This is a genomic window from Halocatena halophila (genome assembly GCA_027563145.1).
In the GTDB taxonomy this organism is placed as follows: domain Archaea; phylum Halobacteriota; class Halobacteria; order Halobacteriales; family Haloarculaceae; genus Halocatena; species Halocatena halophila.
Map to the genome: position 1 here is coordinate 2,565,239 of CP071306.1, position 21,976 is coordinate 2,587,214.

Sequence of the window (21,976 nt, forward strand, 5' to 3'; positions counted from 1 at the left end):
GCGAAAAAACCGCGATGATTTCAGTCGTCAGCCGGGGCTGCGCCGTCGGAGCCAAAGGAGTGCTGCTTGCGGGTGTGGGCCAGCTTCCCACCGTCAGCAACGATCTCACGCTCGCGCTCTGAGGCGTTGAGCGCTGCAGTGAGCTCCCAATCGTCATTGATGCGGACGGTGAACGTCTCTTTGCCGTCACGCACGCCCTGGGCAACGTCGTCGACGATCTCGATCTGGTCGCCCTGTTCGATCTGCTCGTAATCCGCTTCGTCGATCTCAAGCGGAAGCAGCCCGAAGTTGAATAGATTCGCCTTGTGAATCCGAGCGAAGCTCTGTGCAAGCACGCCTTTCACACCGAGGAACATCGGACAGAGTGCCGCGTGCTCACGCGAGGAGCCCTGCCCGTAGTTCTCACCGGCGACGAGGAAGCCACCGTCGGAATCGAGCGCCCGCTGGGGGAACGACTCATCAACACGGGTCAGCGTGAAGTTGGCGTACTCGGGAATGTTCGACCGGAACTTCAGCGCTTCTGCGTTGGCGGGCGTGATGTGATCGGTCGTGATGTTGTCGCCCATCTTGAGGAGGTTCTCACCGGCCAGCTGCTCGCCCATCTCGTCTTTCAGGGGGACATCGGCGATGTTCGGTCCCTTGACGAGCTCGTCGTCAACGGCTTCGTCTGGTGCGATGAGATCGGTCGTCGAGCCGTCGTACTGCTCTGGCATCTCCAGTCCTGGTGGCTCGAGGTCGCCGAGCTCCTCTGCGAGGTCACGCGGATCGACGATTTCGCCCTTGATTGCGGCCGCAGTGGCCACTTCCGGCGAGCACAGATAGACCGAGTCGTCCTCGATGCCCGACCGACCCTCGAAGTTGCGGTTGAAGGTGCGCAGACTCACTGAATCGCTTGCTGGCACGTGACCGATACCAATACAGGCACCACAGGTGGCCTCCGAGAAGTTCACACCAGCAGCCATCATTTCAGCGGTCCAGCCCTGTCGGGCGAGGATTTCCGAAGCCTGTTTCGAACCGGGTGCGACGATCAGATCCGTCTTCATGTCGACTTCGCGGCCTTCGAGCATCTTCGCTGCCGGGAGGATGTCCTCGTAGGCACCGTTGGTACACGAGCCGATAATGACCTGCTCGACGGACTCGCCGGCAACCTCACGAACCGGCACGACGTTGTCCGGCATCGACGGCGTCGCGATGAGCGGCTCGAGATCCGAGAGATCAATGGTGAGCTCGTCGTCGTACTCGGCGTCTTCATCCGGGCCGATCTCGACGTGGTCGTCCTCGCGACCGAGGCGGCTGAGATACTCCCTGGTGTTCTCGTCGGTCGGGAAGATCGAGGAGGTTGCTCCGAGCTCCGTCCCCATGTTGGTGATCGTCGTCCGCTCTGGAACCGAGAGCGTTTCGACACCGGGACCGGTGTACTCGAAGATCTTATCCACACCGCCTTTCACGGAGAGACGGCGCAGCATCTCGAGAATGACATCCTTTGCGGTCGCCCAGTCGGGGAGCTCGCCCTCGAGTCGCACGTTGACGATCTCCGGCACGTCGATGTAGTATGCGCCACCACCCATTGCGACCGTCACGTCGAGCCCGCCAGCACCGATCGCGAGCTCGCCGAGCCCACCAGGCGTCGGCGTGTGTGAGTCGCTGCCGAGCATCGTCTTGCCCGGTGCTGCGAAGTTCTCCTTGTGTACGTTGTGACAGATCCCGTTGCCCGGTCGTGAGAAGTGGGCTCCGTACGTTCCGGCCGCCGATCGTAGGAATCGGTGGTCGTCCGTGTTCTTAAAGTCGAACTGGTAGGTCTGGTGGTCACAGTACTGTGCAGCCAGTTCTGTTTGTACTTCGTCCAGGCCAAGTGCTTCGAACTGGAGCCAGACGAGCGTCCCCGTCGTGTCCTGTGTGAGCACTTGATCGATCTCGATACCGATCTCCTCGCCCGTTTCGAGTTCTCCTTCGACGAGGTGATCGTCCAGAATTTTCTCAGTGAGCGTCTGTCCCATATCGTCTCTAGTTCCACAGCCCATCGGTATAAACTCCACGTGTTCGGCCCCTTTTGCGCTCTCCGTGGGGAAATTGGCCGTTCGAGCGTTCGAGACACCAAAATATAATTAATTTACAATAATGTTAGTTTGAAACGCGCTATCGAATCAGTACGGCTCGTTTTTGAGCCCGAGCCGAAACGCAACGACGTTGAGTCCGAGATGCAACAGCGGCGTGATGACGAGCACAATGAGAACCACAGCCGGCGAGAAGGTGTCGAAAAACCATCCTGGCGCGAGAATGGGGGTACAGATGAGTGCGCCAACGACGAAATCGAGCTGGTCCAATCCAGGGACAGGACTGCCACGTTCGCGGTTCAATCGGCGTTTCACGAGCGACGCGCCAATGTCGCCACCCATTGCTCCGCCGGCCAGTCCGAGTAGCGCGAGCAACGGAAATGTTGGAACGAGCCCGTCTATCGGAAGCCCAACGGCGAGCAGGTTGAGCAGTACTCCAGTGAGAATTCCAGAGAGCGTTCCGCCGATCGTTCCCTGCCAGGTTTTGCCGTCACCGAGCAGCCGTCGGCCGCCGATCGTGCGACCACCATCAATCGGGCGGCCGCCGCCCACGACGACGGCGGCGTTGTTGGGAACGTACGCCGGCAGCATCGCCCAGAGTGCGACGATAACTGATTCAAACATATCCACACTGCAGAGGGGTACTCCCTTAAAAACACGCAATCGTTGTCCAGCGAACGAAATGGGTTTGTTGCCGCCGGATTGAGCTGTGATATGACTGGGCCCTGCACGCGCCGGTCGTTGTTATCGTTCGTGGGCGGGCTAGTTGTTTCGACTGCAGGATGTGTCGATTCGCTTCAGCAGTCGGCCGACGAGACCACGACAATCGAGCTTACGGAATCGTCTCCTGCACTCACACGGACGGCGTTCGAACGCGTTGTGTCACGCCAGGCAGACCGGTTTGGTGATCACGGCATCTGGGGAACGACAGGAACAGCGTCTATCTGGCCGCTTGAGGATGCGTTCGTTGGTGGCTGGAGCCAGTCGTGGACGGTCACCACGGAAGAATCCTCGAGTGATGGGCTTCGAATTCCTGGTGAGGCCGTCGCTTTTGTGAGCAGGCCGCAGCCTTCCGGGGAGACTCCTGACCGGCGACATCTGTGGCTCTGGGCGGGTGGAGCGCCCGACCAGCACGCAGATCGGATCGGTCAGGCAACGCTGTCCGTGTTGCGGTTGTCACTGTCGCTCAATTCGGGGACGATCGACGCAATCAGTCCTCGAACGGACGTTGGTCCGGACGATGCACCGGTCACCATACGCCTTGGCGAGTCGACGGGCGTCAATCGACCGATACCAGCCGGTCGGATCGTCCCAAAACGTCCAGAATCGAACGATAATCAGTCCATCACGTTCGAATGGGCTGGCGTTCATAGCGGCCCACTCTCCGTGTTCGGCGCGTGTGCGATCGCGACCGATCAACCGCTCTCCGGTACGCTGACGATCGAGGCGGCCGGATCGGTCGGAACGGTGTGACTATTCCTTATAGCCGAGATACTCGAGACGTGCGGTGGCCTCTTCGCTCATCTCCTCGAGAAGCTCATCGTCGTCTGCATTGACGGCTGAATCGTCCCAGGCCGTGGCTATCTCCGATTCGAACGTTTCGAGGACGGCTTCGAGCGCTTCGATCTCCGGATCGGACTCACCGATCAGATCGGTCTGCTCGTCGGGATCCGTATCTAGCCGGTAGGCCTCGTCCGCAATCCGTTCGTTCCGAACGTACTTGCCGTTCGGACGGCGAGCGCTACGCATTCGTGAGTAGAACCGTGACGCTTTGGGGAGCGTGATGTTTGCGGCTTCGGCCTTCCCTTCGAGTTGATTCAGCTCGATTACGGGCCGTGAGTATTCAACGAATGCAGTGTTGCCGCCGTCGATCAACGACTCGTCGTCTCGGTAGCTCGCAGAGAGCAACGATCGTGCTGGATTCAGGCCGACGGCGTCGGCGTCCCCTGGCGCTCCTGGTTCGACGCCAGCGTGCTCGAGCACGGTGTGATACAGATCTAACAGCTCGACCTGCGTCTCGTCGGTGCCCGCATCGATATCTGGATGGTGGACCATCAGCGGCACGTTGATGATCGGATCGTACAGTCCGAATTCGTGGCCATAGAGGTCGTGCTCGCCGTGGAGTTCACCGTGGTCTGCACAGACGACGATCATCGTCTCTTCGAACTCGTCGTTTGCTCGCAGCCAGTCGAACAACCGCTGTAGCTGGGCGTCGATATGACGGATCTCTGCGTCGTACAGCCCGCGGATCGCGTCCCATTCCGTCTCGTCGATCTCTCGTGCGCCAGCGTTGTACTCCTTTGAGTTCTGGCACACGTCGGTGGAATCGACACCTGGAGCGAACTGATCGCGATACTCTGCGGGTGGGTGATACGGCAGATGGGCATCCATCAGGTTGAGGAACGTAAAATACGGCCCCTCAGCACCGTCGATGAACTCGATCGTCCGATCGATCACTGCCGGCGACTTCGAATCGGCGGCTTTGTTCGAGGCGAAATGCTCGTGGACGGTGTTTCCCGCTTCGACGAGCCAGTTGGCGATCGACCGGAGCGTTTTCCGGTCGTTCATCTCCTTCCAGACGCGAGCAAGCGGCCCACTGAGTACGTCGCTTGGCAGCGCCTCGAAGAAGTTGTCGTGATCGTCGAATCCACGCGTCAGTTTGGTGTAGGGGGTGATCCACGTGTTCGACGTGTAACAGGCCGTTTCGTAGCCGTTTTTGCCGAGCGTTTCGGCGAGCGTCGTTGCCCCTTCGAGATAGGGCTGTTCCTGGCTTGCTCCGTGCTCGCTGGGATACTGTCCGGTAAAAAGTGAGGTGTGCACCGGGAGCGTCCATGGCGCGGGTGCCACGGCCTGGTCGTACACGCGGGCTGCTGAAGCGAACCGCTCGAGTTCCGGCGTCGTCTCGCGGTCGTAGCCGTAGACAGAGAGATGGTCCTTGCGGACGGTGTCCATCACGATGACGATCACGTTCCGATCGGTTCGATCGCTCATCGATCCCCCCGCTGTAGAGACGAACCGCTCAGTAGCAGTGACATCGTTAGGTGTATCCATCAACCGTTGAAATGAAGGTGTTTCGTTTGCCCAGTCGACACCCTGCGATATGTAAAGTGTTATAATGGACGCTTGTTGTTGGTTCCAACAGCAACTGCGATGTCTACACCAGCACTCACTGAAGTCGTCAGTGGACTCTTCGATCAGTACGGCGTAATCGCCCTGTTTGGAATCTTCTTGCTCGAAGGTGCGATGTTGCTCTATTTCGCGCCGAGCGAATCGCTCGTCCCTGGGGCGATCGTTCTGCTGACCGAGCAGACCGTGGGTGAAATCGCCGGTGTGATCGCGGTCGCAACCGTTGGTGCGACGATCGGACAGACCGCGCTGTTCGTGCTGGTCGATCGCGAGGGCCGTGACAGGGTGGTCCAATCGCGCTGGTTCCGGTTTTCTGAATCCAAACTCGAACGATTCGATCGCTGGTTCGACCGCTGGGGATTGTTGGTTGTCGTCGTCTCGAACGCGCTCCCGTTCACGCGTGGAATGTGTACGATCCCCGCCGGCTTCTCGAAACTTTCGCCCGCACGATTTGCTGTGGCCTCTGCTCTCGGTACCATCCTCTTCGAATCTGCGCTTGCAGCGCTTGCACTCGGCGTTCTCGAGCTTTTCTAATGCACCACCTGGAATGTCGACTGGTGAGGAAGTTCGGCACACTTATCAGATAGCGGTGTTAGTAGGATAATACTAACAGAGCTGGCGATCGGTTCGCCAGCGACCTGAGTGGTGATCTATGGGTGTACTAGACCGTTTGTCACGTGGGATACCGAGGCATAGTCGTGTCGTCATCGTTGGCATGTTGTTGGTTTCAGTAGCGATGGGTGCTGGGATGCCGATGGTGTCCCAGAGTTCGTCGCTGGATTCGTTTCAGAGCGGATCGAGCGATGCGGCACAGGCACAGACGTACGTCGACGAGAACTTTTCGAGCAGTGACGACAACACGACCGCGGTGCAGATAATCGTCACCGGCGACAACGTGCTATCGAAGTCGTCGTTGCTCGAGCAGATCCGACTCCAGGAGGCGATACGTTCGAACGAGACAGTTGGGCCAACGCTGGCGAATGATTCGACGGTTGGCGTCGTTTCTGCCGTCGCAATGGCCGCCGATCGAATGGAACAGGCAGAATCGTTGAAAGCACGTGGAGAGAAGCTCGAAGAGCGCGGCTCGTCGCTCAAAGCTCGCGGTGAGAAGCTCCAGGAACGCTCTGCGGCGCTCAACGAAAGCAAAAAAGCACTCGAACAGCAGGGTGCTGATCTCAAAGCACGCGGCAGTGAGCTCGAACAGCGGGGTGAGCGACTCAAAGAGCGCGCCGACTCGTTGAACGAGAGCAAAGCACAGCTCGAAGCGGACGCACAGGCGCTCAAAGAGCGTGCCGACTCGTTGAATGAGAGCAAAGCACAGCTCGAAGCGGACGCACAGGCGCTCAAAGAGCGTGCCGACTCGTTGAATGAGAGCAAAGCACAGCTCGAAGCGGACGCACAGGCGCTCGAAGAGCGCGCCGACTCGTTGAATGAGAGCAAAGCACAGCTCGAGGCTGATTCACAGGCGCTCGAAGAGCGTGCGCAGTCGCTGAATGAGAGCAAAAAAGAGCTAGAGCAACGCCGCCAGGAACTACAGCTCCGTGCACAGGAGATCAATCACACGAAAGCGGCGCTCGAAGAGCGGAAATCGGAGATCGAACGGCGAGAAGCAGAACTCGAAGCTGCAATCGAGGCGGGCAATCTCACTGACGCCGAGATCGAACAACGGCGAAAGCAGCTCGCGGCTGATAAAGCCGAGCTGGCAAACGATACCGCCGCACTCGGAAAAAAGGTTGCCGAGCTCACGGCCGACCAGCGGGCTCTGAAAGAAGACGCAAACGAAATCGAATCGAAAGCTGCGACACTGAAAGCGGATAAACAGGCACTCGAAGAGCGCGGTGCCACCTTAGAAGAGAAAGGCAATGCGCTAAAAGCAGACCAGCAGAAGCTCGAAGAGCGCGGTGTCGCCTTAGAAGAGAAAGGCAATGCGCTAAAAGCAGACCAGCAGAAGCTCGAAGAGCGCGGTGTCGCCTTAGAAGAGAAAGGCAATGCGCTAAAAGCAGACCAACAGAAGCTCGAAGAGCGCGGTGCTGCCTTAGAAGAGAAAGGCAATGCGCTAAAAGCAGACCAACAGAAGCTCGAAGAGCGCGGCGCAGCACTCAAAGAAGAGCAAGCGCGCCTTGAAGCAGAATCACAGGAACTCAAAGAGCGTGGCGAGTCGCTGAAAAACGACTCTGAAGCGTTGAAAGCAGACCAGCGCGCTCTCGAGAACGCGAGTGCTCGGCTGAAAGCAGACCAACGCGAACTGCAAAATCAGTCCACCTCGCTCTCGCTCGAAAAACAGCGCTCGATCATCGAGTCATCCAACGAATCGGAGATTGAGACGGCTACCGATGCGGTGCTCGGTGGGACGAACAGCTCTACAGATCGCTCCGGTGCGTTCGCGTTCATGCCGACCTCGTATGAGCCCGGTGACACTACCGCGAACGCAACGATGCTCATGGCCACCCAGACGGGCGAGGGTGGAATGGAAGGAACTGCATCGGATCGACTGATCGAGTCACAGAATGCGATTCAGGCGATCGCACACGATCAGTTCGGAGCGGATTCTGCCCACGTGTTTGGTGCTGGAATCATCGCCGACGAAACAGAGCAGTCGATGACTGACAGCATGATCATCGTGGGACCGCTTGCACTGCTGTTCGTGCTTGCGGTGTTGATTATCGCCTACCGGGATCTCCTCGACATTCTGATCGGCCTGGTTGGCATTGGCCTGGTGCTCATCTGGACGTTCGGCTTTATGGGCTGGGCGGACATCGCGTTCAACCAGCTGTTTATCGCGGTACCGGTGTTGTTGATCGGCCTCTCGATCGACTATGCGATCCACGTGTTCATGCGCCATCGCGAAGAACGCGAACGGGTTCACGGTGTTCGACGGTCGATGGGCAGCGCACTGAGCGGGATCGCCGTTGCACTCGTGCTGGTCACTGCCACGGCAGTCATCGGATTCCTATCGAATCTGACGAGTTCGGTCCCGCCGATCCGTGAGTTCGGAATCGTGAGCTCTGTCGGTATCACGGCCGCACTGCTCGTCTTCGGGCTGTTCGTCCCAGCACTGAAATCCGAGCTCGATAGCTTCTTCGAAGCGCGTGGAATCTCTCGACAGAAACGTGCTGTCGGGACGGGTGGTGGCGTCCTCAGTACCGTCCTTTCGGGTGGTGCGACTGCCGCGAGAAAAGCACCGTATCTGGTGTTGCTCGTTGCGGTGTTGATCACTGCTGCCGGCGGCATTGGCGCGACACAGGTCGATACGAGCTTCAACCAGGAGGACTTCCTCGCTGAAGATCCATCCGGCGTTATTGCCGATCTCCCCGAGCCGTTCGCGCCGAGCGAGTATCACGCCAAATCATCGCTTGATTTCGTCAATGACCAGTTCCTTCGTGAGGACTCTGGCGTCAACATACTGATACGCGGTGATATGACCGACCCACAGTCGCTTTCGGCAATCGATCGGGCAGCCGAGAATGCGAGCGACCAGCCAGCAGCCGCGACGCTCTCGAACGGTGAGAGCGACATCAAGAGTCCGATCACGGTGATGCAGACCGTTGCAGCGGAAAATGAAACGTTCAACGAGACCTTCACCGCAGCAGACACCGACGGCGACGAAATTCCCGACCGAAACGTTGAGGCAGTGTATGACAGCCTCTATGCGACGGCACCGGACCGGGCAGGGGGCGTGCTCCAGCGGACTGACGACGGATATCAGGCGGCTGTCCTCTCGGTCACCGTCTCCGGCGACGCAAGCGGCCAGGCGATCACCGACCAGTTCCGTGGCGTGGCCGATGTCGTCGAATCGACCGATGGTGATCTCTCGGCGACGGCCACTGGACAGCCGATCGTCTTCAACATCGTTCAGGATCAGCTGATGGACACGGTGATCGAGAGTCTGCTGTTGACGCTCGGTGCCACGTTCCTGTTCTTGATGTTTATCTATCGGTATCTCTATGGGAGCGCCACACTCGGGTTCGTGACGCTGTTGCCCGTGTTGTTCAGCGTGGCCTGGATTCTCGGGACGATGTATCTGCTCGGGATTTCGTTCAACGTGATCACGGGCCTGATTACGAGCCTGACGATCGGGCTGGGAATTGCCTACTCGATCCATCTCTCCGAACGGTATAGCCTCGAACTCGGTCCGAACGTCTCGGCATGGGATGCCCTTCGCACTGCCGTTACTGGCACTGGCGGGGCACTGCTCGGGAGCGCTGCGACAACTGTGGGTGGCTTTGGCGTGCTCGCCGTCGCGATTCTGCCACCACTCCGACAGTTCGGGATCATCACCGGACTGACGATCATCTACGCGTTCCTCGCAAGCGTGGTTGTGTTGCCGAGCCTGCTCGTGGTGTGGACGCGGTTGTTCGGTCCGAGTGACGCGTTCGAAGTCAAATCACGAACCACCTTTGAGAGTGGCGACGAGGGACCGATGATAGATGACTGAACTGCCGACGAAAGCAGAGGCAATCGCGTCGCTCCAGCAGCTCGGCCTCTCAAAGTACGAGGCTGCCGTATTCGTAGCCCTCCAGCGGTTGCGAACCGGCACCGCAAGCGACATCGACCGGATCACTGATGTGCCCAGATCGCAGGTGTACGGCGCGGCCGACCGGCTGGCCGAACTCGGGGTGATCGACGTTCAGCAGTCGAATCCGATCCAATACCGGGCGATCGAGCTCGACACGGCGCGCGATCGGCTTCGGAGTCGCCTCGCAAACGAAGAACGAAGCGCGTTCGAATTTCTGCGATCGGTGCAGGGCGAACACGCAACGGACGCGGAGACCCAGGTTGACGTGTGGACGGTGACCGGCCGTGAGACGATTGACGATCGGATTGGCGTGCTGGCCGAGGGTGCGACCGACCGAATCGTGTACGGTGCTCCCGATCCGGCATTTGTGGTGCCCGTCATCGAGACGGCGCTCGAATCCGCAAGCAGTGATGTGTCAGTCACGGTGATCAGCGAATCACAGGCAGTCTGTGACATGTTCGAGGGCACAGCGATCGAAACATCACTCATCGATGAAGAGCTGCTGATGCTCACCGAAGGGTATCACGGACGATTGCTCCTCGTCGATGCGGACACGGTACTGTTGAGCACGTTCGAAACGGAAGGGTCCGAGGCGGCAATTTGGAGCGCCAACACGACGTTCGGTGCGATCTTCGCAGGACTGCTCGACGACTGGATGGAGCAGTTCCTGTCGGTCGCTGAGGAGTAATCCCAGCACTCCGTTTTTCGGCAATCGACAGTCAGATGCAACTACTTATAGGCTAATCGACGTTACTACGCTGATATGAGCAGTATCGATGCGGAGTCCGTCACCAAACGGTACGGATCCACCCGCGGCATTGCTGACGTTACGTTCCGCGTCGGGTCAGGAGAGTCCTTTGGCATTCTCGGACCAGCCGAAAGCGGGAAAACAACGCTCGTCCGCACGCTGATGGGTGTTCAGCGGCCGGATACCGGCTCTATAACGATTGAGGGACACGATCTCGATGATCGCTCTTCGCGGACCGAAATGAAACGCTCGGTGGGCTTTCTGCCATCATCGCCGTCGTTCGATACGTCTCGGACGGGTCGAGCCGTCCTAGAGCAACATGCCACACTCAAGGCAGCCGATCGGAGCGACCGTCTCCCCGTCAGACTCGACATATCGACGGTGCTCGACGATCCGATTCGAACGTACGACGATCGCGATCGCCGATTTCTCTCGGTTGCGCTGGCGTTTATGCACGATCCATCGCTCGTGATTATGGACGAACCGTTTACAGCCCTCGATAGGACCGCTCGCGCGGAGCTACAGTCGTTCCTAGAACGCGAACACGAGGCGGGAACGAGCTTATTACTCGCTACGTCACGATTGGATGTCGTCAACCGTCTCTGTGATCGGGTTGGGGTGTTGCGAAACGGCCATCTAGTCGATATTCGACCGGGTGAGTCACTCCCGCCGAATGGTGGTCGTCGTGTTAGATTCATCACCACAGCGAAAATCGATTCATCAGATTTCAACCACGCCGAACGGATTTCGACCACGGAAACCGGGCTGGCGGCCGAGAATGACGAACGGACGACAGTAGAGCTGTTTTACACAGGTCCGCTGTCGGAGCTGTGCGAGCGGCTCAGTTCGTACCCAATCGAGGATCTAACAGTTGAGCCACCAACGCTTGCTTCCGTGCTCGCGGAATGGTATGGCGTTCGGCTCACGGCTAGTGGAGGTGATCAGCTTGCTTGAGCTCACTCGCCAGTCACTGCGTGCGTGGCGTTCGGAACAGGCCGGGATTGCGCTTGGATTTGCCGGCCTCCTGGCCGTTCTGTTCATGATTGGCACCGACCCGACACAGCTTCGAGGCGTGGCTAGCCCACTCGGGGAGCGAATTGCCAGCAATACCACCCGGAGTGGACCGCTACCGGTCTACGTTCCGGATCTGTATCAGTTTGGCTGGACACTCGTTGTTGGCGTGTATATTGCCGCTCGAGTGGCGACAGCCACCGCACGCGATATCGGCGACGGAACGCTTGAGTTGCTGTTGACGGCACCAATCTCTCGGACGCGAGTTCTCAGGGCGCGGTTGTTCGCCATGGTGTTTGGCTTCGTCGGTATGACCGTCTTCGTCGGGACCGTGTTCGTCGCGTTGAGTGTTCTCACCGAAACCACCATCGACCCGATCGTTGTCTGGATGATCCACGCACTTCCCGTCCCGTTTTTCCTTCTGTGTATCGTCCTCGGACTGTTCGTTGGGACGATCACGGATCGCGGTCGCCTCGCCGGACTGGCGAGTGGACTCCTCGTTCTCGGCGTGTTTGCGATAGGACAGCTCTCGCCTGGCTCACCTCTCGAACTGATCAGTCCACTCTACTACTACGATCCAGTGGCCATCATGCACGGCACATCCGTCACGGCCCAGCAGATCGGCGTCCCGATCGTCGTCGCACTGATTGTCGGTGGACTCAGCCGTCTTCGATTCAACCGTCTCGATCTCTCCTGAGTCCTGCCGAATTTTATTGGTGATTGTCGCGAAGGCGGCGTGTAACATTGATCAGTGCCGGTAAGCTGTGGCTATGGCCGAAGTGACGGTACAGGGAGGCGAGTCGTTGCAAGCTGTGATCGACGACGCAGATCCTGGAGCCACTATTACAATTGGACGTTCGTATGAGGAATCAGTCGACAGTTGGCCAGTACGCGTGACCAAGTCATTGCTGTTGCAATCTAGCCAGGGGAATCCGATTACCATCCCCAAGAGCAGTTCTACGGGTTTCGTTCTCGATCTGGGCGGGTCGAATCGACCTCCTGGAATCACCCTCTCAAATCTGTTCATCGATGCCAATAACGCAGACGTTGGCATCCGCGTCCAAAACGCCAGATTCTGCCGACTCGTGGGGTGTCTCGTAGAGCATGCTTCGACGCACGGATTCTCGCTTGCCCTGCGAGAGGCTGCGCCAAACAGTAACGTGCTGTTCTACTGTGAGGCTCACGACAATGCTGGAAACGGCTTTTTTCTCGACAACGTCGCTCATTCGACAACGCTCGTCGGGTGTCGAGCAATCAGCAACGATGGCAGGGGACTCTGGACGAAAAACACCTATGGGTGTGGCTGGATCGGTGGTGGAATGGAGTTAAATGGCAAGGAGGCTGTGTTTGTCGACGGAAGTGAAGTGTTCAGTCTCTACAATGCGTATCTCGAAGGGAACGCAAAACAGACTGAATCACAGGTGTCCGTGGCACGATCACAGACGGCAACGATTGCCGGATCTTACATCAATGGATTGCGCCAGAACACGACGACCGGCGTTCGATTCGACACATCAAATAACTGTTCAATTCGAAACTGTGAGTATCGCGGGCTCGATAGTCTCGTGGCGAATGTGGCCTCGAGAAACACGGATCTCCACCGGAACAGCCATTTCGCCCTGGATGACACGCCAATCATCACCACGGACACCGGGACCAAAACCAGAAATCGTGGCGTAATCGAGCCAACCGATCTCAGCCGGATTGATGGTAGCCACACCGGTGAGCTTGCTATCAATGACGGGACGACTGGACCGTTTGGACTTGCGGTGTGGAACGGCACGAGCTGGGTCTGTATGACCTCTGGTGAGTGTCTCTAGGTGGTCGCTTGAGTGTCAAATGCGACCACAGACTCGCCGCCGAAACAGACCATTTCTCGTGCGATCGCTGGCGGGCCGGTTTCGAGATCAGCAGGTGCTTGCCACCGTATCGTTCCATCCGATGTATTGATGGCTTCCCTGTGAGTGTAGAGCGTTTCGCTGGTGACCGCCAGTCCCAAAATTTGGTGTGTCTCACGATCGAAACTGGCGTGCCAGCATTCGGCTCCGTCCCGAATCGCGAGTGCACTGATAGTAGCGTGCTGATTCCGATCGTTCGTGTAGCCCACATACACTGCTGTTCCATCGACTGCCATCGGTATCCGTCCACCAGCTAGCGGTCTGTTTGACTCACTCGCGATTCGAACGTGCCACTGGAGGGTGCCATCGGCAAGATCGCGACACTCGACCATCGGGCCGGCATCCGTCTGTCGAGTACAAAACACCCGACCGTTGGCAACCGATGGCGCTGTCGTACCGATCGTTTTGAACGATGTGGGTGCTCTCTGTGTCCAGTGTGGTTCTCCAGTCCTGGGATCAACCGACTGGAGTGCATTTCCGGCGATAATCACGTTACCATCGCCGACTGCCACACCGGCGGTAGTCTCGCGTGCAATACTCGATGGGCCCGTCGATCGAGACCAGTGGATTGTCCCGGTTCTCTCGTCTAGAGCATACAGTCGATCGTCTGTCCCGGCACCGAATCCATATCCAACAGCGTAGACGATTCCATCCGACACGGTTGGTGGAGAAATGCCTGTCACAGGTGTTGGCGGTGTAACCGTCCACTCGGTGGTTCCAGATGACGTATCGTAGGCCCGGATTGTGCCTGAACGGTCTGTGGCTCTACAGCCAACGTAAATGTGCCCGTCGCTGATTGCTGGCGCACTCAGCAGATTGTGATCGTGCACAACTCGCCATTCGAGTGCGCCATCCGATCGCCGGCGTGCGTACAACTCCGAGCCATCGGTCGCATACACCGACGATCGGTCGATTACAATCGCGTGTGCTCGCTCATCGGCCGGCAATTTCCATCTGCGTGGTCCCGGTGCAACCGGCCCCGACAGATCGGTGAGTGCACCAGTGTTCGCTTCTGTCGCTCCGAACTGTGACCAGCCACAGGGCACATCGCCATCCTCTGACTCCTCCGGTGTGTTTGCCTGCACTGCCGGCGTCATTCTCGAGACCACTCCCCACACTGCAGCTGTTGCGGTACTTCGGATGATCTCCCGTCGTGTGAACGTCTCATCCCCCATACCGGACTCGTTCACTACTACAGCACATAATTATACAGCGCAAATACAGAATAGGCAATTGTTTCCCGCGGTCACGACGTACGTTCGTCGGGTGGATCGGCGTCTACTTGCCGATCGGCGCATATCGTGTGTTACACCCACCCGAGATTACAAATATATGGAGCAGTCAGTAGGGACATGGATCGACACGGACATGTTGGTATAAATTTGCTGGTGTTTACGCCGGTTGCCTGCTATTTGCTTATCGAAAACCAGCCGTTGCTCATTGTGATGGGGTTCATCGGTCTGATGGCGATCGAGCCCATGGTTGATATCGATCAGTATCTTCCAGGAATGTCTCACGGCGGAACAAGCCATTCACTGTTTGCGGTGGGTATCGTGGGATTGCTTAGTGCGGTATGCGTCTACGTGTTCACGGGCTTTGCGGTAACGTCGATCACGCAGGCAGCCTTTGGCCAGCCGCTGTTACTGGGAGGAGCCGTCGAAGATAGTCCATTGAATCCGATGTACAATGCACGGCATGCCTTTTTCATCGGGGCCGGTGCGGTGTGTTCTCATTTGCTCGGTGATTTTCTCAGCGAATCTGGGATCAGACCGTTGATGCCGTTTCTCAGCCAGAAGGTCTCGTATCCGGTCATCCGGCTCACTGGCTGGGGTCAGTATCTTCTCGTTTTCGCTGGCGTCGTTTCGTTGGCGGCTGGCATGCTCGTGTTTTCATAACGGACCCAGACCACTGTGGGACGGGGGGTAAGCATCGTTGTCACCCGAACTGTCCGGTCAATGCCAGTGAGTTGGATGTCGATCCCAACGGCACGCAACCGAACTGACTGTCCGGAGTGATTCCAGACGACCAGCCCAGAACTGACCGGACAGACCGATGGACAGCGTGTGCTGGCCCACTGCTGTGTTGCAGATTCATTCAGTGTAACCGCAATGGCAGTCGTATCGGTGGTTTTCGAGCGCTCAGACAGTACGGTCTGGAGTTGTTCTCGGACACCATTGGGGGTCGATGCAGAGATCGCTGCGGTGGCAGTTTGGAGTTCCTGTGCAGTCGTTCGAACGCGGTCACGATCAGTGGTGAGCTGTTTTGGCTCGCGTTCTGTAGCCGCTCGGTGTTCGATCATCGACACACACAGACAGGCGATCACGATGACGATCGCACAGATCAACACGAACTGCCCTCGGTCGGTCATGACGTCCACACCTCGATCGTCTGGCTCCCGTGGGCCGTCCAGATACCAACCTGCACACGAGAGTCCGCCGTCCGGTTCGGTCTCACCGATCGTCGCAGCTCGATGGCGATCGGGATCGCGTCATTTCGATTGATGCGTTCGGTAGCGTTCGTCGGAGAATCCATCAGATACGGGGACGTGAACAGAACACTGGTGTCACCGGCAAACTGTGTGGACTGACGTCTCTGATCGTTTGCCACAAATCCGTCACCACCGATGAATGCGATTGCTCCAACGATCAGCATGACGCCGATCGCAAGCTCAATCAGGGACAGTGAGAGCTGACCACGGTCGTCAGCTCGTGGGTTACCCATCGACGGCGACCTCCAGCATCACTGGCCGCGTTCGAACTCGTCGTTTTTCGATCGTAACGGGTCCTGTGGCGTCAACCCGGATGATTGATTGATCGTCTGGTGGATGGGCAATCGCTACAGTCCGTGGCTGTGGCTCCGAGCTGACGTACAGCTGGGTCTGACCGATTCGAATCCGTCGAATCCGCCCAGTGACCTCGATCCGATCCGTTCCGGGAGGGATGGTGGTCTGGTTGGAAATCTTGGCAGTTCGTGTCCGTGTCTGTGCCTCAAGAACGAGCCGACGAACGACTGTGCTATCACCGTGTCGAACGTCCTCGTGAATCGGTTTGTCTCCTATCGTGATTCGTGTTGATGGTGGACACGCAAATGGGAGTGAGAATGATTCGTTAGAAATTACGCTGGGGTCGATCACATTCGCATCAAGCGTCCAGTTTGCCTGCGGGTTTCCGAGCGCGTCTGCACAGGCGCTTGCACGCACACGTTCGGCCGAACTATCTCGAGGTGAGCCGGTATCGATTGCCGTTATGACTGCGCCCGTTAGTCCAAGCAAGACCACGATCGCCACCAGCATCGACAGCAAGGTTCCCTGGGCACGCGAACCATCGGTGTCACACTGTTGGCTACTCGGTTGCATTGATTTCTATTGCTATGCCATCGCGGTTTCCAGCGATGTGAATCACGAGCGGACCATTCCCGTGCCACGAACCCGTACTGCTGGTGACGAAATGGGGTAATGAGCGCTGTCGGTCGATAGCAAGCGAGGGATGCGATAGCACGACCGATCGATTCTCACCGTAAATCCGGTAGCGATCACCCTGAATCGTCTCCGGAATGGAGAGTATGATCTTTGCTCGCACCTGCCCCATGGTGTGAGGTGTATCACCAACTCGTCGTGCGATTCGGTCGAGTACACGGTCGCTCTCTTCGATCGTTGCAGTCGTTTCTGCCGACGGAACGATATCACCGTACAGCAGTGCCGAGAGAATGCCCATTACGCCAAGGAGAATAATAATCGCTAGCGCCTCACTGACGGGGCTGGTCAGCCCACGATTTTTCATGATAGATCCTCCACGGTGATATTTCGAATCATGAGTATCGTGCGACGCTTCTGAGTGAACGAAACAGACACGCTGGGTATCCCATCGCTGTCGGGATCTTCCCTGCTGGGAGCATATCCCCGGGCGCGAAAGAAGCGTTCAAACGGCCCCGGTGTTGCCGTTTCGATACTGAGTGAACCAGTGAGGGTATCGTGGCTGTGGTGCGTTCTCGAACGCTGTCGGTTGAACGTGTGCGCTCCTTGGAGCCGGTCGAACCCACTTGTGCTGATGGCCGTGAGCCGAATGAGACGCACTGACGCCGATTCGGGCGAGAATACGCGTGGAGTCGATCGAAACCAGGCATTTCCAGGCTGTCCACTGATGACAGCGCCACAGAGTGTCGACACGCGGTGATGACCGTTGGTGTAGACGATTGCCGTCGTTTCGAACCGATAGTCCGCTCCGGTCGAAGTGCTGACAGTGATCTCTCTGGGTGCGGTGCTGATCGTCCCAATGGTTGCGGTGAGTGACGTTCTGTCCGGTGATGATGGGTCGTTTAATCGCTCGAGAGCGGTGCCAACACGCTCGTGCTCGTCGCGAGACTGCCCTGCGTCGATCAACGTTCCCACGCTCATCGTGAGAACGCTCATCGAGATGATCGTGATCGCGAGCAACAGTGCAACTCCCACGACGTGCGATTGTCCACGTGAGGCGGTACTCATCGGATCCCACCCACGGTAAACACGACGTAGCCAACGGCAAGCAACAGCGCGGCGTGAAACAGGGATTCATATCGATCACCGGTCGTCCCGCCAGCAAACAGCCCACATGAGAGCATCGTCGACTGTGTTACGAGATAACAGAGTGACCGCCCGCGTTCGAAACCGAACGTTGCTGACTGGATTCCTGTCCCCTCGAACTGTCCTGACATCGACCCGATTGGTTCGAAACTGGCAAACACCTGTGTCGAAACAATTGCCATGATGGCGACGATGAGTAGTCCAGTTGTCCAGCCGATGATGGTGTAGACGGCCATCGTGCTCCGCAGTGCTCGTTTTTCCTGATACAGCCGTCCAACCTCGGTCTGGAGCGTTTCGAGCACCGTTTTCGGATCGCTCCCGGCGTTGATCGCATCACAAAGCAAACCAATGCTCTGTGCGGCCAGAGCCGTGCCCACATCGGCTACAAATCGATTGAGCGCAGCAGTCCGAACGCCCAGGGCATTCGCCGGCGGGGTGACAAACTGCAATCGCATCGAGAGACGATCGATGTCGTCCTGTAGCGTTCCGTGGTCGAGCTCCGCTCCAACCCGTCTGACCGCCGCCGAAAGCGGTGTACCGAGTCTAACGTGTCCAGCGACCGCATGAATGAATGCGCCCAGTGTACGGTCTTTTGCAGTGTCGAGGCGACGGCGACGAATGCTGATAGCACCGATAGGAATCCCGGCTCCGACGGTCATGAGCACGAACGCATCAAGCGGTGAGCCGGTATGGATCCAGACCGACACCAGGATGGCGAGGGCAGGGAGGACTGCCACCATTGCAGCGCTGTTCGGGTTCCGGTGTGCTGTCTGTAGGATCGTTCGGGGCTCAGTTGGCCACGAATAGGTGGGTGGCCGAAGACCGGGTGGCTGGAGCGCTCTCACCAACCAGGTCGCGCCACAGCCCACGGCGACGACGCTACCCGCACAGGCATAACCAACGACAACGAGCACTGATTTCGAACCGACCGGTGTCCACACCGGTCTCGACAGCGCTGGTGACAACAATGAGACGACGATCAACACGATCAGCAACACCGCCGGCAACACCAGGAGGACGACGAACAGCTCTGCGATCAGCTCCATGGTGTCGACGGTCCGTTGACGCTGGCGCTCTTCTCGGAGGGTCTGCATTCGTGCTTCGACGGTGAGAAACGATCGGAGTGAGCGTTCACTTTGACGGGCGTGTTCAATATATTTCAGAAGGAATGGGGCGAGCCGATCGTCAGATGGAGTTTCTCGAGCAATTTCTCGCAGCCCGTGATCGAAGCTCCCCGTAAGGCTCGCGTTGGTCACGACGCGTCGGAGTGCATCACCCGTTGCGCCGTGCGCGTCCACCGCAGCCGCCGCCGCAAATCGTCGTTCGTGTTCGCCAATACCGTCGACCAACACCCTGAGATATCTGACGGTAGCCGGGAGCGTTCGCTCAATTTGTCGGCGTCTTCGTTCGCGTCGGTAGATGAGCCAGTACCGACTCGTGGCGAGGACCGATCCAGCACCACACAGTCCTCCAACGAAGGCACATCCGACGACAATCGTTGCGACGCCAATTGCTGTGAGCGGTCCATCGATGTGAACGTCGGTCCATCGAATCCCGACCATTGAAACGAAAACCACACACACTCCGACGGCGACTCCAGCGATCCAGATGCCAGAGAGCACCCACGCACGATATCCCTCATACGATCCGTCGGGGATGGCTTTCCGATATCGGTCTCGTTTGGGCAACAGCGCTCGAAGTCGGGTGGCGATTTCCATCCGTGCGCGCTCACTCGGGATCACAGAGCCCACCCAGTCCTGTGGTAGCGTGCCTTCCGATTGATGCAACCCCCGTGCTTCCTTTCGCCAGCAGCCTCGTCACGCGACGACGTCTGTCGTGATAGGAAGCCTCGATCGTCTCGACAGCCGTATTCGTGCGGGCTCCAAGCGGTTCAAATAGCCGGTTGAACGGTGAACTGTCGGACGATATGGCAAACTCTCCGTTCGGTGACCGTTCGATGAGCGTTTCATAGCCAATCGTGGTTCCGTTCCGGGTGATGGTTGTCTCGTCGTCGTTGGTGAGGGATTGAAACGGCGTACAGACCGTTCCAACGAATCGCTCTCCGCCAACGAACCGTGGAAACACGAGGAGATCGACGGCCGCTAACAGATGAATTCCCAATCCCTGTTCTACGAACCGATTCGCGAGACGCTCGACGGTCTGTGCGTGCGTCGTGCCGATGATTCCGTGACCGGTCGCAATGCTCTCACCAAACGTAGCGAAACTTTCTGGCGTGTTGATTTCGGCAATGATCTCGACATCAGGGTTGAGATAGTTTGCCTCGGTCATCAGCTCCGCCATCGAGACTTCTTTGTGCGGGTCGGCGTGTGTCCGCGTCCGCAACGAGACGCCTGTTTCGTGGGGAAGGCGTACCTCACGCGATCCCTCGTCGATGCTGATTGGCCGATCGCATCGGGGAATAAAGGGCAAATGAGCGTTCATCAGCGTCGTCTTTCCGACACCCGTCGGACCACAGAAAAGAACAACACCGTGCAGTTCGAACACCAGCCACAGCAGAGCAACGAGTGAAACGGGGACCGAGCCGTTTTTGATCAGGTCGATCGGTCCAAGTGGCTCTGGACGTTGTTTTCGTATCGAAATGTGTGGACCGTCCTCGGAGATCACACCGAGCGCGAGCGCACACCGAATCGTTTCCGTCGTGTCCCCTGGTGGCGTCAGATTCACCTTCGCAGATGGATTGCTCGCCGTGAGTTCGACCCCATCCTGGCCAGCCAGTTGAACGACGAGATTTTCGAGTTCGTGTTCGGTGTCGAATCGAATCGGTGTGGGGAGCCGATATCCGCCGTCGCTTGCAATGACTTTCACCCGATCATCCACTCGGTTCACCTCGATATCTTCGAGCCAGCCGTCACAGATAGGGACAGTGAGCCGTTCGAAACCAAGCGTGTCCCGGAGCAGATAGTACAACAGTCCTCGCCGTCGTGATCGATCCTCGGACGCTGAACTGTCGGCTTGGGTTCCCCACCCTAGCGATGTGAGCCGTTTCCAGGCCGACCTCAAGTAATTTCGATCGTTTGTCCCGTCCAGCTCTTCAATTACCGTGCCTGCAAGGCGTCTGATGGTCGATTCGATCGTCGAGTGATCCGGTGGTGTTCCAGTGACTGACCGGTCTGCACCGCCGTGCTCAAAACACGCATGTGTACTCGCCCGCTCCCACAGTCGATCTCCAGCCCTCGATAGCAAGTCGCTGTCTCCCGGAAGCAACGGCGGCTCACACGGTCGGTAAATACGACGGAAACCGTCGGATGCGGGCTCCGGTAGCTGGCCAATTACCACGGGAATCTCGAACTCCAGAAACGAAACGGTGTGTCGGCGAAGACGTTCGTATCGGAGTCCGTCGACCGCCCGATCGGGCACGCTATCGAGTGAGACGGTCGTGAAAATCTGGTCTCCCTCCGGCGTCGAAACCCACAGCTCGCCGTCAGAAATACCAACCGCACTGACGCGATCGTCGAGCGCGATGGGAGTTAGTGCGTCCAGACATCGCGAGCGGCTGTGTAGATAATAGCGAACTCGGCGACGAATCGACGGCCTCCCGGGCTTATCGTACGAGTGTGGTATCACCGACCGATACGTGGCTGACAGCTCTGTGTGCAATCGGTCGCTCACACAATCTCGGGTCGGTGCCAGCGTCCGATATTCGACTGACAGTGCTTCGAGAAACTGATCGACGGTGGAATGACCGCGCGCAGTGAGGGCGGGCTCACGGACGACATAACGCAGCTGTGTATCCGAACGCTCGATGGTGACGACCGTCCGTCCGGTGACCGAATACTGCGCTACTACCGTCGGTGCGTACCATGCCGACGAATCCGTCGGCGATACCGGTGCTGGAACGACCGGGTGTCCGTCGATGGTCTCCGTCTCCGCCTGCATCATCGACCGCTGGTTCGGTGTTCATATTTAAACGTTCGCCCAGACGTGAGCCATTTTGAGAAAACGGTGATAATGCCCTTTAGTACAGGTTTCCGAGTATGAGATACGGATAGTACCCAGAACGAGTCAGACAGTCCCCAGACCACGCCAACGCGGGAGTGCCCTGCT

Annotated in this window: 19 protein-coding genes; 8 read left to right on the plus strand and 11 right to left on the minus strand. The window is 58.0% G+C overall.

The genetic code is table 11. The features are described 5' to 3' along the window. Window positions 1-20: 20 nt before the first annotated feature. A complete protein-coding gene (locus JXQ78_RS13655; RefSeq protein ID WP_330632832.1) occupies window positions 21-1,997 on the minus strand; it encodes an aconitate hydratase in 1,977 nt (658 codons plus the stop codon). Window positions 1,998-2,144: 147 nt separating this feature from the next. Then, on the minus strand, window positions 2,145-2,678 hold the full coding sequence (locus JXQ78_RS13660) for a CDP-2,3-bis-(O-geranylgeranyl)-sn-glycerol synthase (RefSeq protein ID WP_407934026.1): 534 nt from the start codon (window positions 2,676-2,678) through the stop codon (window positions 2,145-2,147). A gap of 90 nt (window positions 2,679-2,768) precedes the next feature. Here JXQ78_RS13660 and JXQ78_RS13665 point away from each other — a divergent pair, with 90 nt between their 5' ends. Beyond that, entirely contained in the window at window positions 2,769-3,527 is a 759-nt protein-coding gene (locus tag JXQ78_RS13665) for a hypothetical protein (protein WP_330631323.1), read from the plus strand. Here the strand turns inward: JXQ78_RS13665 and JXQ78_RS13670 are convergent, their stop codons facing one another. Next, window positions 3,528-5,045, minus strand: coding sequence for a sulfatase (locus tag JXQ78_RS13670; RefSeq protein WP_330632833.1), 1,518 nt, complete (start codon window positions 5,043-5,045; stop codon window positions 3,528-3,530). It lies immediately after the preceding gene. Window positions 5,046-5,204: 159 nt separating this feature from the next. Between JXQ78_RS13670 and JXQ78_RS13675 the strand changes: the two genes are divergently transcribed. The 6 genes from JXQ78_RS13675 (at window position 5,205) to JXQ78_RS13700 (ending at window position 13,275) form a co-directional block, all read left to right on the plus strand. Next, on the plus strand, window positions 5,205-5,714 hold the full coding sequence (locus JXQ78_RS13675) for a DedA family protein (RefSeq protein ID WP_330631324.1): 510 nt from the start codon (window positions 5,205-5,207) through the stop codon (window positions 5,712-5,714). Window positions 5,715-5,895: 181 nt separating this feature from the next. Further along, window positions 5,896-9,615, plus strand: a complete 3,720-nt coding sequence (locus JXQ78_RS13680) for an MMPL family transporter (protein WP_330631325.1) — start codon at window positions 5,896-5,898, stop codon at window positions 9,613-9,615. Then, complete coding sequence (locus tag JXQ78_RS13685; protein WP_330631326.1) at window positions 9,608-10,384, plus strand: TrmB family transcriptional regulator; 777 nt, start codon at window positions 9,608-9,610, stop codon at window positions 10,382-10,384. The genes JXQ78_RS13680 and JXQ78_RS13685 overlap by 8 nt, the downstream gene beginning before the upstream one ends. Window positions 10,385-10,459: 75 nt before the next feature. Next, window positions 10,460-11,398 (plus strand): ABC transporter ATP-binding protein, encoded by a 939-nt coding sequence (locus JXQ78_RS13690; protein WP_330631327.1) that lies wholly within the window; start codon window positions 10,460-10,462, stop codon window positions 11,396-11,398. Next, a complete protein-coding gene (locus tag JXQ78_RS13695) occupies window positions 11,355-12,152 on the plus strand; it encodes an ABC transporter permease subunit (RefSeq protein ID WP_330631328.1) in 798 nt (265 codons plus the stop codon). Before JXQ78_RS13690 ends, JXQ78_RS13695 begins: the two co-directional genes overlap by 44 nt. Window positions 12,153-12,225: 73 nt before the next feature. After that, complete coding sequence (locus tag JXQ78_RS13700; RefSeq protein ID WP_330631329.1) at window positions 12,226-13,275, plus strand: right-handed parallel beta-helix repeat-containing protein; 1,050 nt, start codon at window positions 12,226-12,228, stop codon at window positions 13,273-13,275. On the opposite strand, the gene JXQ78_RS13705 is transcribed toward JXQ78_RS13700, so the two are convergent. Continuing rightward, complete coding sequence (locus JXQ78_RS13705; RefSeq protein WP_330631330.1) at window positions 13,272-14,528, minus strand: outer membrane protein assembly factor BamB family protein; 1,257 nt, start codon at window positions 14,526-14,528, stop codon at window positions 13,272-13,274. The two genes, JXQ78_RS13700 and JXQ78_RS13705, sit on opposite strands and share 4 nt — an antisense overlap. Window positions 14,529-14,705: 177 nt before the next feature. Between JXQ78_RS13705 and JXQ78_RS13710 the strand changes: the two genes are divergently transcribed. Continuing rightward, window positions 14,706-15,248 carry a metal-dependent hydrolase gene (locus tag JXQ78_RS13710; protein ID WP_330631331.1) on the plus strand — a complete coding sequence of 181 codons (543 nt, stop codon included), beginning with the start codon at window positions 14,706-14,708 and terminating at the stop codon, window positions 15,246-15,248. Here JXQ78_RS13710 and JXQ78_RS13715 read toward each other — a convergent pair. The 7 genes from JXQ78_RS13715 to JXQ78_RS13745 are packed head-to-tail and all read right to left on the minus strand — an operon-like array spanning window position 15,185 to window position 21,811. Further along, window positions 15,185-15,721 carry a DUF7261 family protein gene (locus JXQ78_RS13715; protein WP_330631332.1) on the minus strand — a complete coding sequence of 179 codons (537 nt, stop codon included), beginning with the start codon at window positions 15,719-15,721 and terminating at the stop codon, window positions 15,185-15,187. The genes JXQ78_RS13710 and JXQ78_RS13715 overlap by 64 nt on opposite strands. Beyond that, the gene (locus tag JXQ78_RS13720) at window positions 15,718-16,074 is read right to left on the minus strand and encodes a DUF7262 family protein (protein ID WP_330631333.1); all 357 of its coding nucleotides are present in this window, start codon (window positions 16,072-16,074) and stop codon (window positions 15,718-15,720) included. The genes JXQ78_RS13715 and JXQ78_RS13720 overlap by 4 nt, the downstream gene beginning before the upstream one ends. Beyond that, window positions 16,067-16,708, minus strand: coding sequence for a DUF7263 family protein (locus JXQ78_RS13725; protein WP_330631334.1), 642 nt, complete (start codon window positions 16,706-16,708; stop codon window positions 16,067-16,069). Before JXQ78_RS13725 ends, JXQ78_RS13720 begins: the two co-directional genes overlap by 8 nt. Continuing rightward, complete coding sequence (locus tag JXQ78_RS13730; protein WP_330631335.1) at window positions 16,695-17,132, minus strand: DUF7266 family protein; 438 nt, start codon at window positions 17,130-17,132, stop codon at window positions 16,695-16,697. Before JXQ78_RS13730 ends, JXQ78_RS13725 begins: the two co-directional genes overlap by 14 nt. Further along, the gene (locus JXQ78_RS13735) at window positions 17,129-17,833 is read right to left on the minus strand and encodes a DUF7289 family protein (RefSeq protein WP_330631336.1); all 705 of its coding nucleotides are present in this window, start codon (window positions 17,831-17,833) and stop codon (window positions 17,129-17,131) included. Before JXQ78_RS13735 ends, JXQ78_RS13730 begins: the two co-directional genes overlap by 4 nt. Further along, the gene (locus JXQ78_RS13740; RefSeq protein ID WP_330631337.1) at window positions 17,830-19,653 is read right to left on the minus strand and encodes a type II secretion system F family protein; all 1,824 of its coding nucleotides are present in this window, start codon (window positions 19,651-19,653) and stop codon (window positions 17,830-17,832) included. The genes JXQ78_RS13735 and JXQ78_RS13740 overlap by 4 nt, the downstream gene beginning before the upstream one ends. Next, window positions 19,640-21,811, minus strand: coding sequence for a type II/IV secretion system ATPase subunit (locus tag JXQ78_RS13745; protein ID WP_330631338.1), 2,172 nt, complete (start codon window positions 21,809-21,811; stop codon window positions 19,640-19,642). Before JXQ78_RS13745 ends, JXQ78_RS13740 begins: the two co-directional genes overlap by 14 nt. Window positions 21,812-21,976: the final 165 nt, after the last annotated feature.